The organism is Bacillus sp. SD127 (assembly GCF_058566445.1).
Map to the genome: position 1 here is coordinate 1,068,152 of NZ_CP191226.1, position 13,830 is coordinate 1,081,981.

General features: G+C 43.5%; 11 protein-coding genes and 1 tRNA gene. 10 read left to right on the forward strand and 2 right to left on the reverse strand.

Annotation, left to right across the window (positions count from 1 at the left end):
• The first annotated feature begins 35 nt into the window (after positions 1–35).
• The 7 genes from ACQVGS_RS05455 (at position 36) to rhaA (ending at position 9,217) form a co-directional block, all read left to right on the forward strand.
• Positions 36–986 (forward strand): methyl-accepting chemotaxis protein, encoded by a 951-nt coding sequence (locus ACQVGS_RS05455; RefSeq protein WP_369810968.1) that lies wholly within the window; start codon positions 36–38, stop codon positions 984–986.
• A 112-nt stretch (positions 987–1,098) separates the two neighbouring features.
• Positions 1,099–3,087, forward strand: coding sequence for a methyl-accepting chemotaxis protein (locus tag ACQVGS_RS05460; RefSeq protein WP_127696542.1), 1,989 nt, complete (start codon positions 1,099–1,101; stop codon positions 3,085–3,087).
• 143 nt (positions 3,088–3,230) lie between these two features.
• Positions 3,231–5,300: a bifunctional aldolase/short-chain dehydrogenase gene (locus tag ACQVGS_RS05465; RefSeq protein ID WP_491831134.1), complete on the forward strand. Its 2,070-nt coding sequence runs from the start codon at positions 3,231–3,233 to the stop codon at positions 5,298–5,300.
• A gap of 57 nt (positions 5,301–5,357) precedes the next feature.
• Complete coding sequence (locus ACQVGS_RS05470) at positions 5,358–6,143, forward strand: DeoR/GlpR family DNA-binding transcription regulator (RefSeq protein ID WP_127696544.1); 786 nt, start codon at positions 5,358–5,360, stop codon at positions 6,141–6,143.
• The gene (gene rhaB / locus ACQVGS_RS05475) at positions 6,140–7,597 is read left to right on the forward strand and encodes a rhamnulokinase (protein ID WP_400153393.1); all 1,458 of its coding nucleotides are present in this window, start codon (positions 6,140–6,142) and stop codon (positions 7,595–7,597) included. The genes ACQVGS_RS05470 and rhaB overlap by 4 nt, the downstream gene beginning before the upstream one ends.
• A 15-nt stretch (positions 7,598–7,612) precedes the next feature.
• Positions 7,613–7,927: an L-rhamnose mutarotase gene (gene rhaM, locus ACQVGS_RS05480; protein ID WP_059292671.1), complete on the forward strand. Its 315-nt coding sequence runs from the start codon at positions 7,613–7,615 to the stop codon at positions 7,925–7,927.
• Positions 7,928–7,942: 15 nt separating this feature from the next.
• Positions 7,943–9,217, forward strand: coding sequence for an L-rhamnose isomerase (rhaA, locus tag ACQVGS_RS05485; RefSeq protein ID WP_095713953.1), 1,275 nt, complete (start codon positions 7,943–7,945; stop codon positions 9,215–9,217).
• A gap of 40 nt (positions 9,218–9,257) precedes the next feature.
• Here rhaA and ACQVGS_RS05490 read toward each other — a convergent pair whose 3' ends face one another.
• Positions 9,258–10,244, reverse strand: coding sequence for a Gfo/Idh/MocA family protein (locus ACQVGS_RS05490; protein WP_283912549.1), 987 nt, complete (start codon positions 10,242–10,244; stop codon positions 9,258–9,260).
• A gap of 180 nt (positions 10,245–10,424) precedes the next feature.
• On the opposite strand from ACQVGS_RS05490, the gene ACQVGS_RS05495 reads away from it, so the two are divergent.
• The 3 genes from ACQVGS_RS05495 (at position 10,425) to ACQVGS_RS05505 (ending at position 12,694) form a co-directional block, all read left to right on the forward strand.
• The gene (locus tag ACQVGS_RS05495; RefSeq protein WP_024122625.1) at positions 10,425–11,591 is read left to right on the forward strand and encodes an AI-2E family transporter; all 1,167 of its coding nucleotides are present in this window, start codon (positions 10,425–10,427) and stop codon (positions 11,589–11,591) included.
• A gap of 92 nt (positions 11,592–11,683) precedes the next feature.
• Entirely contained in the window at positions 11,684–12,514 is an 831-nt protein-coding gene (locus ACQVGS_RS05500) for an undecaprenyl-diphosphate phosphatase (protein ID WP_010331630.1), read from the forward strand.
• Between the two features lie 107 nt (positions 12,515–12,621).
• A tRNA-Ala gene (locus ACQVGS_RS05505) sits at positions 12,622–12,694 on the forward strand.
• Between the two features lie 204 nt (positions 12,695–12,898).
• Here the strand turns inward: ACQVGS_RS05505 and cdoA are convergent.
• Positions 12,899–13,384 carry a cysteine dioxygenase gene (cdoA, locus tag ACQVGS_RS05510; protein WP_106019455.1) on the reverse strand — a complete coding sequence of 162 codons (486 nt, stop codon included), beginning with the start codon at positions 13,382–13,384 and terminating at the stop codon, positions 12,899–12,901.
• Between the last annotated feature and the right edge of the window lie 446 nt (positions 13,385–13,830).

A 13,830-nucleotide genomic window follows, 5' to 3' on the forward strand; every position in this document is an offset into this window, starting at 1 on the left:
ATGAACTGGGCGAACTGGGCAAAAGCTTTAACAATATGGCGTCTTCACTTCGCTCTCTCATACACGCCATTCAGGATTCGGTAGACAATGTTGCCGCTTCCTCCGAGGAATTGACGGCATCTGCCGCGCAAACAAGCAAGGCGACCGAGCATATCACATTGGCAATAGAACAATTTTCAAACGGCAATGAAAAACAAAATGAAAACATCGAAACAGCGGCGGAGCATATTTATCAGATGAATGACGGATTGACGAATATGGCTCAAGCTTCTGAAGTCATTACAGATTCATCTGTTCAATCGACAGAAATCGCGAGTGCGGGCGGACAGCTTGTTCATCAGACTGTCGGCCAAATGAACGTGATAGACAAGTCGGTGAAAGAAGCGGAACAAGTTGTTCGCGGATTGGAAACCAAATCAAAAGACATCACAAACATTCTGCGCGTGATTAACGGTATTGCTGACCAGACGAACCTGCTTGCACTAAACGCTGCCATTGAAGCGGCGCGCGCAGGCGAATACGGGCGCGGCTTCTCCGTCGTAGCGGAAGAAGTCAGAAAACTGGCTGTACAGTCCGCTGATTCAGCTAAAGAGATTGAAGCGCTCATCATTGAAATCGTGAAAGAAATCAACACATCTCTCGGCATGTTCCAGTCTGTGAACCAAGAGGTGCAAACAGGCCTTGACATCACAGATCAAACAGAGACAAGCTTTAAACGAATCTCTGAAATGACAAACCAGATAGCCGGAGAACTGCAAAACATGAGTGCGACGGTTCAGCAGCTTTCTGCCAGCTCTGAAGAGGTATCGGGAGCGTCTGAGCATATTGCATCGATTTCAAAAGAAAGCTCAGCCCACATTCAAGATATCGCGGCATCAGCCGAAGAGCAGCTTGCTTCTATGGAAGAAATCAGCTCATCAGCAGAAACACTTTCAAGCATGGCTGAAGAGCTTCGCGATATGACAAAACGATTCAAAATCGAATAATGAGTCAAAACACCCAAGGTTCTGCGCTTGGGTGTTTTTTTTAGTTTTTTTATTAAAGCTTTTATCCTAGCTTGACGATATTATTTTTAGCTTAAAGGAGGAATTATCGAGAATGGGAAAATTCATACATTGGATCAAACAGCCATCAATCAGCAAACCGCTTATCGCTGCGTTTCTGACAGTGCTCATTTTGCCGATTGGGGTATTAGCATATTTCAGTTATCAATCAGCTTGGAACGCACTGGACAGGGAACTTACGAATAGTGCAATAGGAAACGTTGAAGAACTCAACAGCACACTTGAAAACAAATTGAAAAATAAAGTAAAAGCAATTGATTATTACAGCGAGACAATTGATAAAGACATATTACAAGGCAAAAACAAAACCTTACTGAATGAAAAATTTAAACAGTACACGACACTAAATGCCGATGTAGGAGCAATCTATGCGGCTTCAGAAAATAAAAAGCTCTACAAATATCCGGAAAGCGGCGTTCCTAAAGGTTTCGATCCGACAGAACGTGACTGGTACAAACAGGCTGTTGCGAAAAAAGGACAGGCTGTATTCTCAGAGCCGTATACTGACGAAGCGACAGGAGATATCGTTGTTACGATTTCCAAACAATTAAAAGATGGCTCAGGGGTCATAGCGCTTGATTTAAATCTGGATGAAGTGCTGGCAGCTTCACAGAGAATAAAAATCGGTAAAAACGGCTTTGCATTTATTACAACAGGCAACAAAAAATATATCGCCCATCCGACGATTAAGCCTGGAACAACTGGATCCGGCGACTGGACAAAAGAGGTATATTCAAAAGCAGACGGTTCATTTCAATATACCTTCGAAGGCAAAGAAAAGAAAATGGCATTTACGACAAATAAATTGACAGGGTGGAAAATCGCGGGTACGTACTTTGTCAGTGAATTGCAAGATGCTTCAAGTCCGGTACTGAACACTGCCGTTATCATTCTATGTGTGTCAATTGTGATCGGCGGCATACTCATTCTCTTTATTATACGCGCCATCACCAAACCGTTAAGAAAACTGGTTTTAACATCTGCGAAAATCAGCAGCGGAGATTTAACGGAAGTGATTGATATTCAGTCGAAAAATGAGTTTGGCCAGCTAGGAGAAAGCTTTAACGAGATGTCTGAATCATTGCGTTCTGTCATCGGTGTTATTCAAACGTCTGTAGAAAATGTGGCATCATCTTCTGAAGAACTGACGGCAAGTGCAGCCCAAACGAGTAAGGCGACTGAACACATTACGCTGGCAATCGAACAGTTTTCAAATGGCAACGAGGCGCAAAGCGAGAAATTGGAAACAAGCTCAGATCATCTTTCTCAAATGAACCACGGCATATCAAAAGTGGCTCAGGCTTCATCAACCATTACGAAGTCTTCAATCCAGTCCTCTGAGGCAGCCGGAAGCGGAGAAAAACTGGTAGAGCACACAGTCGGCCAAATGAAGACAATCGATGAATCGGTTCAAAAAGCCGAAGCAGTTGTCAAAGGCCTTGAAACAAAATCTCAGGACATTACCAGCATCTTAAATGTAATCAATGGCATTGCCGATCAAACGAACTTGTTGGCTTTAAATGCAGCAATTGAGGCAGCCAGAGCCGGAGAATACGGCAGAGGCTTCTCTGTTGTAGCGGAAGAGGTCAGAAAACTTGCTGTGCAATCAGCACATTCTGCGAAGGAAATTGAAGGATTAATTCAAGAGATTGTCAGAGAAATCAGCACGTCGCTCTCTATGTTCCAATCCGTGAATCATGAAGTTAAAGAAGGCTTGCAAATTACAGACCAAACAGCTGAAAGCTTTAAGCAAATCTACGAGATGACATCGCAAATATCCGGTGAATTACAAAATCTGAATGCAACGGTTGAACAGCTGTCAGTCGGATCACAGGAAGTATCAAGTGCGGTTGAGGAAATTTCCGAAGTAGCGAAAGAAAGCTCAGCGGGCATTCAAGATATCGCAGCTTCGGCGGAAGAGCAGCTTGCGTCTATGGAGGAAATCAGTTCTTCAGCTGAAACATTGGCGAACATGGCGGAAGAACTTCAAGACATTACGAAAAAATTTAAAATTGAATCTTAATAGAAAAAGAAAGCGGCATATCTTTGCTGCTTTCTTTTTTTGTTTCTTGATAAAAACAAAAATAAACAAAAGGTATTCAAAAACAAACAAACATCATATATAATGAAAGCGGATACAAATAAAAGGGACGGAGGAAGATGAAAATGGTGAAACATGTATGGGAATCAGAACATGCCGCCCAGCTGCCAAAGGGTGTTGAAGAATTGGTGTATCGGTCCAATTTAATCGGAGCAGACCGCACTGTATGCAACTGGGGCGGCGGCAATACGTCGATGAAAACAACGGAGAAGGATTTCAGAGGCCGCGAAACAGAAGTGATGTGGGTAAAAGGAAGCGGCTCAGACTTGGCAACAATGAAAGCGCATAACTTTACCGGCCTGAGATTAGATGACATCCGTCCGCTGATTGAAAGAGACCAGATGTCAGATGAAGAAATGGTAGATTACTTGTCTCATTGTATGATAGACAGCAAACATCCCCGCCCTTCCATTGAAACACTCTTACACGCATTTTTGCCATACAATCATGTTGACCATACCCATCCGGATACAATTATCAGCATTTGCTGCGCTGATAATGGAAAACAAATTGCCGAAGATATTTATGGCAGCCGGTTTGTATGGGTGCCATACGTTCGCCCGGGATTTACTCTGTCTAAAATGATCGCAGACGGCGTGGCAAACAATCCAAATGCCGAGCTTGTCTTAATGGAAAAACACGGCTTAGTCACTTGGGGAGATACGTCAGAGAAGTGTTATGAGAAAACGATCTCCATTATTCAAGAAGCTGAGCAGTACATTCATGAACGCATCAACCAAAAACAGCGATTCGGCGGCAGGCGATACGAGTCACTGCCAGCAGATAAGCGGAAACAAATTCTGGCGGGTATCATGCCTGTTATCCGAGGAGCTGTAAGCGATGAAAAGAAAATGATCCTCTCCTATGACGATCATGAAGAGGTATTAGAATTTGTAAACAGCGTGCAAGTGCCGGAGCTTTCTCAAATTGGCGCTGCGTGTCCGGATCACCTCGTTCATACAAAGCGTGTCCCGCTGTACATTGAATGGAATCCGGAAACGCAAGATGCTCAGGAGCTGGAGGATCTTCTGAAGTCAGGGATCGAGCGCTTCAAAGCAGAGTATCAAGCTTACTTTGCACGCAATCAGCAGGAAGGGGATCAAATCTTTGAATCAGCGCCGCGTGTCATATTGATTCCTGGCATTGGAATGGTCAATACGGGAAAAAGCCTTGCCATGTCAAAAGTTAGCGGTGCTTTATACCAGAGAGCTATTGCTGTAATGAAAGGCTCTGCCTCACTCGGACGATTTGTTTCATTAAACGAAAATGAATCCTATCATGTTGAATACTGGCCGCTGGAATTATATAAACTCACGCTGGCCCCGCCGGAAGCAGAATTTTCTCGAAAAGTAGCATTGATAACAGGTGGCGCCGGCGGAATCGGAAGTGCAGCCTGCCGGCACTTTGCAGCAGAAGGCGGACACGTGATCGCGGCTGACCTGAATGTAGAAGGCGCACAAAAAATTGCCGAGGAAATAAACGAAACGTACGGAGAAGGACGCGCAATGGCTGTCAAAATGGATGTGACAAATGAAGATGAGGTACAGTCTGCCTTTGAACAAGCAGCGCTTACCTACGGCGGCATTGACATTGTCGTTAATAATGCCGGGCTGGCAACATCAAGCCCTTTTGACGAAACAAGTCTAAAAGAATGGAATCTCAATATCAATGTATTGGGAACCGGCTATTTTCTCGTGGCCCGCGAAGCGTTTAAGCAAATGAAACAGCAAAACATAGGTGGAAGCATGGTGTTTGTGGGATCGAAAAACGCTGTCTATGCGGGAAAAAACGCTTCAGCCTACAGTTCGGTAAAAGCACTTGAAACCCATTTGGCTCGATGTATTGCAGCAGAAGGAGGAGAATACGGCATTCGTGTAAACTCAGTTTTGCCTGACGCGGTTCTCCAAGGCTCAGCGATTTGGGGGTCAAGCTGGCGGGAGGAACGGGCTGCGGCATATGGAATAGAGCCGGATCAGCTAGAGGAACATTATCGGAAACGCACAACGCTTTTGGTTAATATTTACCCGCAGGATATTGCCGAATCAATCTCGTTTTTGGCTTCTTCTAAAGCTGAAAAGACGACAGGGTGTATGATTACAGTAGACGGCGGCGTCCCGGCAGCTTTTACGCGTTAGAAGTATGCTATGATTTGGGAAAAGCAAGACGGATATTAATGAGGAAGGACGTTACCGATGTTAATAGCAGAACGGCAGAAAAAAATAGTCGAACTAGTGAATAAGCGTTTAAGCATCCGCGTATCAGAATTGAGTGACATATTTTCTGTCACAGAAGAAACGATTCGGCGGGACCTTGAGAAGCTTGAGAAAGAGCATAAGCTGAGCCGCAGCCACGGAGGTGCGGTCAGCATTCAGCAGCAGGAGTCGGAAATTCATTTTTCTGAACGTGAAATTACAAATGTAATAGAGAAAAAAGCCATTGCTCATGAAGCGGCCAAATATGTAAAAAGCGGTGACCGAATCATTCTCGATGCAAGCACCACCGCTTGGTACATGGCGAAAATACTCCCTGATATTGAGCTCACCGTCATTACAAACTCAATGAAGGCAGCCATTGAACTGAGCAAAAAACAAAAGATATCAGTTATTTCAACAGGCGGTATCTTGCTGACAAAATCATTATCATTTGCGGGACCGTTAGCTGAGCGTTCACTTGAAACCTATCATGTAAATAAAACCTTTCTGTCCTGCCAAGGGTTTGATATGGAACATGGAATGAGCGACTCAAATGAGTGGCAGGCACTGCTTAAAATACGGATGATTGAAAGATCTGATCAGACCATTTTGATGGCCGATTCAAGCAAATGGGGGAACCGCGAGTTTTCACATATCGCCTCTTTGCAGGATGTCAGCTGCATCATTACCGATTCTAGACTTGATCCGGTATCAGTAAAAGCCCTTGAAGAAAAGAATGTGAAAGTGACAGCCGTCCCCCTTCCTAAAGAAAGGGTGAAAGGATGATATATGCTGCTGTTGATATAGGGGCATCAAGCGGGAGAGTCATAATAGGCGAACTCCAGGAAGGAAAGCTTGCAGTACAAGAGATTCACCGATTCGCAAACGGCTTCATGCAAAGAGACGGACATGGCTATTGGGATATTGATCATTTGCTAGAGCAAATCCTGCAAGGGCTGCAAAAGGTGAAAGCCCTTGGCTATGACTGCTGCACCGTCGGCATTGATACATGGGCCGTTGATTACGTCTTGCTGGATGAGAAAGGCAGCCGCTTACGAGAAGTCATATCATACCGGGATAAAAGAACAGAGAACACAATGGAGAAGCTTGCGCAAACGATATCAAAAGAAACAATCTATCAAAAAACAGGCATTCAGTTTCTGCCTTTTAACACAATCTATCAATTATATGAAGAAGACCAGGAGCTGCTGAGAAAAACAGAGCAGATTTTAATGGTGCCGGATTATTTAGGCTATTGCTTAACCGGCAAAGCAGCAGCGGAAATCACAAATGCGTCCACGACACAGCTCTTAAACGCCTTAACCGGAAAGTTTGATCCCGAATTGCTCGAAGCCGTGTCTGTTAAGGAACAGCAATTTCCGCCGCTGACTGAACCGGGACAGGAACTCGGCAAGCTAAGAAATGATTGGTTTCCAGGCTATGATCTGCCGGCTTGCAGGGTGGTTACCGTCGCAACGCATGATACTGCTTCAGCTGTCCTCGCCGCACCAGGCATAAACAATGATTGGGCGTATATCAGCAGCGGAACATGGTCGCTAATCGGAATTGAGAACGAAACGCCGATTATAAATAAACTCGCATTGAAAAACAATTATACCAATGAACGCGGCGCAAACAACACCATTCGTTTCCTGAAAAACATCATTGGCATGTGGATGATACAAGAAGTCCGGAAACAATTACGAGAAGATTACAATTTTCAGCAACTGGCAGAAGAAGCTGGAAAAACAAAACCGTTTCAGCAGTTTATCAACTTAAATGATGATCGTTTTCTGTATCCGAACGACATGATAAAGGAAATACAACATTATTGCAGAGAAACCTTCCAACAGATTCCTCACACCGCAGGCGAACTTGCCTGCTGTATCTACAGCAATTTAGCCATCATCTATGCGATAGCCATCTCAGAACTAGAAACCATTACAGGGAAAAACATTCAACAGCTTCATATTATTGGAGGAGGCGCCCAAAACGACTTCTTAAATCAATTAACCGCTGATATGAGCGGAAAAACGGTATACGCCGGACCTGCTGAGGCGACAGCCATCGGAAATCTGCTGATGCAAATGATTGCTGCCAAAGAAATAAAGGACGTAAACCAGGCCCGCAAGACCGTCAGAAACTCCTTTCCCATTAAAGTGTTTATCCCTAAAGATACTGACAGAAGCGCCATCATTCAGTCCTATCATCAAACTGTTTTGAAAGCGCTATCTAAATAAAAAGAGGTGATCAGCTTGAAAAGAAAAGCGAGTATCATGTTCGTCCATAAAGATAAATTCAAGGAATACAAACAGAGGCATGATGACATTTGGCCAGAAATGGCGGAAGCGCTTAAAGCCCATGGGGCGCATCACTATTCTATTTTTTTAGACGAAGAGACAGGCCGGTTATTTGCTTATTTAGAGATAGAGGATGAGGAAAAGTGGAAGAAGATGGCGGACACAGAGGTGTGCCGCAGATGGTGGAAATCAATGGCGCCATTAATGAAAACAAACGCCGATGACAGTCCCGTTTCAATCGATCTGAAGGAAGTCTTTTATTTCGAATAATAGGGAGAGAGCCGTATGACGATAAAAGCGAATTATGACAGCGCAAAACAAGAATATGAAAAATGGGGAATTGATGTTGAAGCTGTGTTCCGGCAATTGCAGCAAGTTCCGATCTCAATCCACTGCTGGCAGGGTGATGACATTGAAGGGTTTGAAGTGAATAAGGGCGAGCTTTCCGGCGGCATTGACGTCACAGGCAATTATCCCGGAAAAGCGCAAACCCCGGAAGAATTAAGAAGAGATTTGGAGAAAGCTCTATCTCTCATCCCGGGAAAGCATCGTGTAAACCTGCACGCTATATACGCAGAAACAAACGGAGAAGTTGTAGAACGTGATCAGCTGAAGCCGCATCACTTTGAAAATTGGGTGAAGTGGGCAAAGGGTCTTGGTATCGGATTAGATTTCAATCCGACACTGTTTTCACATGAGAAAGCGGATGACGGGCTTACACTCGCACACCCTGATCCATCCATCCGGGAGTTTTGGATTCATCACTGCATCGCGTGCCGCCGCATCGGAGCTTATTTCGGCAAAGAATTAGGCACGCCTTGCCTGACTAATATTTGGATTCCGGACGGCTATAAGGATATTCCGAGTGACAGGCTGACGCCGCGCAAAAGATTAAAAGAATCATTGGATCGGATATTCCGCGAGGAAATCAGTGAAGATTACAATGTTGATTCGGTCGAGAGCAAGCTGTTCGGACTTGGATCAGAATCATATGTCGTCGGGTCTCATGAGTTTTATTTAGCCTATGCTTTAACGAACCATAAGTTATGCTTGCTCGATACGGGACATTTCCATCCGACAGAAACGGTATCAAACAAGATCTCGGCGATGCTGCTTTACACAGACAAACTTGCCTTGCACGTATCCCGGCCCGTTCGCTGGGACAGTGACCATGTCGTGATGTTAGATGATGAATTGAGAGAAATCGCCCTTGAGATCGTCCGTAATCAGGCATTAGAGAAAGTCGCCATCGGTCTGGATTTTTTCGATGCCAGCATTAACCGTGTCGCCGCTTGGACTATCGGAACGAGAAATATGATGAAAGCTTTAATGTACGCTTTGCTTCTTCCGAATGACCATTTAAAACAATTGCAGGATGAGGGGCGCTTTACAGAAAGGCTGGCGCTGATGGAGGAATTTAAAACCTATCCTTTCGGTGCCATCTGGGATTATTACTGTGAGCAAATGGGAGTGCCGGTAAAAGAGGCTTGGCTTGATGATATCAAAGAATATGAACAAAACGTGCTTTTCAAAAGGCAGGCATCCTCACCGATCGTTTAAAAAAATCCGCCCGCGTGCAACATGCCGCGGGCGGATTTTTTTAGGCTTGATCAGCAGGGTACACAATACCCATCTGTTTTCTTGCTTCCTCCATGATGTTAGCAGTGATCAAGGAGCGTTCATATGTATTTTCTTCAGATTCCTGTTTCTTCTCTTTCACGAGGGAAACAAATTCAGCCGCTTCGTAAAACATTGCCGGTTTAGGATCAGAGAGCGAAATGTTTTCCAAGCGGCCGTCACGATAGCGGATTTCCACTCGTTCAGGACGATGGATCGTATCCAATACAATTGTCCCGTCTTCTCCTTGGATTTCAGCAGGCGCGTAGGAAGTTGAGATTTTAGAATGCATCAGTACGGCCTCAAACCCGTCATATGAGAGAATGACGGTACCTTCTCCATCAACGCCGGAAGATAAAGTGTATCCGTTCGCTTTCACGGCTTTCGGCTCTCCAAACAGCACAACGGCAGGGTAAATACAATAGATGCCGATATCCATCAATGAGCCGTTAGACAGCTCAGGCTGAAACGCGTTCAAAACAGTTCCGTTTCTAAACGCATCATACCTTGAAGAGTACTGACAGTAGCTTGCGGTAAATCTGCGGATTGTGCCGATTTTGTGGAAGTGTTTTTTCAGCTCTTTAAAATTAGGCAGGAATGTGGTCTTCATTGCTTCCATGAGGACAACACCATTCGCTCTGGCCGCTGAAATCATCTCTTCTGTTTCTCTGGTATTTGAAGCAAGCGGTTTCTCGCATAGCACATGTTTGCCATGTTTCATAAAGAGGATCGCCTGCTCCTTGTGAAGAGCATTCGGGCTGGCGAGATATACAGCATCAAAGCCATCGCTTGCCGCCATTTCCTGAAGGTCGGAGAAGGTATGTGCAGCCCCATGCCGAGAGGCAAACTCAGCGGCGCGTTCAGGTGTTCTTGAATAAACGGCTGTGAGCTGGAAATCTTCAACTTCTGAAGCTGCTTCTAGAAAGCGGTCTGTAATCCAGTTGGTTCCTACTATTGCAAATCGTATCACGCATATCGCTCCTTTTGTATGATATAGCTAAATTATAGCTTAAAAAGATGAAAAGCACATGATAGATCAAATCACATTTTTTAGATAAGGAAGTTTTTCCAGCAATTAGCGGTTTTTATTTTTCATTATAGGTACGATAGTGTACAATTTACTTAAACTATGTATGACGGAGGAACGATAGTGGAGACGTTGCAAACATGGAGCGGCAGATTCAAGCGATTCTTCTTGGACAACAAGTTTGTTTTATTCCTGCTTGTTCTGCTGCTGATTGGTTTAAATATTCTCGTATTTACAAAAACATCATTTATTTTCACCCCGATCATTGTTCTGCTCAAAACGATATCGCTTCCGATTATTTTAACAGGCATTGTTTTTTATCTGTTAAACCCTGTCGTTGATTTCCTTGAGAGAAGAAGAATCAGAAGAATCTATTCCATTTTGCTGTTATATCTGTTGATTATCGGGCTGATCACGATCACAATCGTGTCGATTATCCCCTTTTTAAAAGAGCAAATTATGAGTTTGATTGACAACATCCCGAGATATGTGGATGTTGTTGAGAATCAGACAAAAGAACTGATCGGCAGTAACTTTGTCAATCAGGCGCAGCAAACGATGAACATTAATATATCTGATCTCGCGACAAAGGTGTCAGATCAGGCAGCGACGATTGTAAACAGCACCTTTACCGGCGTTGGGAATTTTATCGGCGCCTTAACTGAGATTATCATTTCGATCGTGACAGTTCCATTTATTCTTTTCTATCTGTTAAAGGACGGAAAGAAATTGCCGATCTACATACTGAAGTTTGTGCCGACACAATTAAAAGAGCAGACATACACAGTCTTAAGCGAAATGAATCATCGGCTAAGTTCTTATATCAGAGGACAGATCATTGTCAGCTTCTGCATTGGATTTTTGCTGTTTATCGGCTATTTGATCATCGGACTGGATTACGCTTCGCTACTTGCCGTTATTGCGGCTTGTACAAGCATCGTGCCGTATTTAGGTCCGACAATCGCCATTACGCCTGCGATCATTATCGCTATTGTGACATCGCCTCTGATGCTGCTCAAGCTTGTGATCGTCTGGACAATTGTTCAGCTTATTGAAGGGAAACTGATCTCCCCGCAAATTATGGGGAAAAACCTTCATATCCACCCAATCACCATTATTTTTCTGCTGTTAACCGCCGGCAAGCTGTTTGGTGTTATCGGAATTATTCTTGCGATTCCGGGCTATGCGGTTGCCAAAGTCATTACGACACATTTATTTGACTGGTTTAAAATGCAGTCGCATCTATACGATGAAGAAAAAAATGAAAATGCAAAGAGTCATAAAGCATAAATTTCATTTATAGTTATATAAGACGGGCTTTCCATTTATGGAAGGCTCCCGTTATGTAAAAAAATAAATGTCTAATGGGGAGAATTAAAATCATGACTCTATGGGAATTGTTTGTAGCTGCTATTTTAGGAATCGTAGAAGGATTAACAGAGTACGCACCGGTTTCTTCGACAGGACATATGATTATAGTAGACGATATCTGGCTTAAATCAGGCAGTCTCATGTCTGAAGAAGCAGCCAACTCATTTAAAGTTGTCATTCAGCTTGGCTCTATTTTAGCGGTTGCGATTGTGTTTAAAGACAGGATTTTGAATTTGCTTGGCTTGAAAAAAAATATCACGAGTGACCAAGAGCATGGTCACAAATTAAGCATTGCCCAAATCGCAGTAGGGCTTGTGCCCGCCGCGGTTCTCGGCTTTTTGTTTGAGGATTATATTGATGAATATTTATTTTCAGTCCGCACCGTGGCCATTGGCTTAATTGCCGGGGCAGTTTTAATGCTTGCAGCCGATTGGATTAATAAACGGAAAGAAACGACAGACACCCTAGACCGTATTTCATATAAGCAGGCAATCGGCGTCGGTTTATTCCAATGTCTTGCCCTTTGGCCGGGTTTCTCACGCTCCGGCTCAACGATTTCCGGGGGCGTTATTCTCGGGTTGAATCACCGTGCGGCAGCCGATTTCACATTTATTATGGCAATGCCGATTATGATGGGAGCCAGCACCTTAAGCCTAGTGAAACATTGGGACAGCTTAAGCTCCGATTTAATGCCGTTTTTTATCGTCGGCTTTATCTGTGCCTTTGTTGTCGCGCTGTTTGTAGTCCGTTTCTTCCTAAGACTGATTAACAAAATCAAACTCGTTCCGTTTGCAATCTACCGAATCATTCTCGGCGTGATTTTACTTTTGTTTATGATGTAAATCGAAAAATAAGGCTCCGGAAAGGGCCTTATTTTTTTCTGTCAATTAGAAAGGAACAGCTTGTTTTTCAAAAAAAAATCATCTATAATAAACATGACGTTACATACGGGGCCATAGCTCAGCTGGGAGAGCGCTACGCTGGCAGCGTAGAGGTCAGGGGTTCGAGCCCCCTTGGCTCCATACCTGTAAACCCTTATTCTATAAGGGTTTTTTTGTTTTTAATAGATAGGATTCATTCGCTGAACCCTTCTGTTGATCCGAAATCATATGTCCTCAGGAGCATTTCATAAACCAATGATAAAGTCAGATATTCCTTCATTAGGCTCCTGCGTTTGAAAAATGACATATAACAAACTAATCAAGTAAAGTAGTTCAGGCTATAAATCATGAATTTTCCAATACACCACTTTGTTCTTCAAAGACCGTCATGTCTTCCAAAGGGGGTGAGTAAACATGAAGAGACACCATTCGTTCGGAAGTCGGATTGGACATTTTGTGAATTAAACCTTTGGTTGATATAAGACATTCTCCTTTGTGGACAAAATATGAATTGGAGAGTTCTGTATGATCGCCGGTTGAGCGATAAATAGAATTAAGAAGTTTTCCTTCTAACACCATTGCACTACCAATGGATTGACCATGATCGTGGACTGCTGTCTCCTTGTTTGGGGGAATGTTAATCACGATAATTTCTAATTCATTGTTTCTATAGATGGCATTTCGGCCGTAAGCGTACTGGTCTGGTTCCTTTATATATGGTTGACTCAATTCTGCCGCGTTTGGAATTTGTTTTAAAGAAGCTGCCAAATCTTTAACCGATGGATTTTTCAAGCCGCCAAAAATTTCTTCGATACACTTATACAGTTCCATTCGTTTTTACCTCCCGGATCATTTAAAATTGCCTGGCATTGGTATTTCGCAGATTAGTTCATGATATTTACCCATAGACAATTTAGAGGCGGCAAACGCCTAGTGAACACAAAAAAATGTGCGGTCAACATGTTGTTCTTATCACCAACTTATTCGGGTTGATTAGTTTGAATTTTGATGAAAACAGTGAATTGAAAGGTGCCGTCATTACCCAAGCGAAGACCGATAGGATTACTTTTAAAACGGCCTGCTTTAAATCGCTTGAGGGAGCAGGCAGGGACTCATAAGTCACGATATCGGGCAAAAGCCGTTCAGGTGTTTGTTTTGTGCTTGAAATTTGCGCCATTGACAAAACACAATCGGTTTGGAATAATGTTTGAGTATATGCTCATTTTTTCACATATTATCATAAAATAATATCATTTCCCATGATGGGGAGAGAATCC

Bases quoted from the DNA above. Each gene is read 5' to 3' on its own strand.
- ACQVGS_RS05455 (WP_369810968.1), top strand. From the start codon at position 36: ATGGCGTCTTCACTTCGCTCTCTCATACACGCCATTCAGGATTCGGTA.
- ACQVGS_RS05460 (WP_127696542.1), top strand. From the start codon at position 1,099: ATGGGAAAATTCATACATTGGATCAAACAGCCATCAATCAGCAAACCG.
- ACQVGS_RS05465 (WP_491831134.1), top strand. From the start codon at position 3,231: ATGGTGAAACATGTATGGGAATCAGAACATGCCGCCCAGCTGCCAAAG.
- ACQVGS_RS05470 (WP_127696544.1), top strand. From the start codon at position 5,358: ATGTTAATAGCAGAACGGCAGAAAAAAATAGTCGAACTAGTGAATAAG.
- rhaB (WP_400153393.1), top strand. From the start codon at position 6,140: ATGATATATGCTGCTGTTGATATAGGGGCATCAAGCGGGAGAGTCATA.
- rhaA (WP_095713953.1), top strand. From the start codon at position 7,943: ATGACGATAAAAGCGAATTATGACAGCGCAAAACAAGAATATGAAAAA.
- ACQVGS_RS05500 (WP_010331630.1), top strand. From the start codon at position 11,684: ATGACTCTATGGGAATTGTTTGTAGCTGCTATTTTAGGAATCGTAGAA.
- cdoA (WP_106019455.1), bottom strand. From the start codon at position 13,384: ATGGAACTGTATAAGTGTATCGAAGAAATTTTTGGCGGCTTGAAAAAT.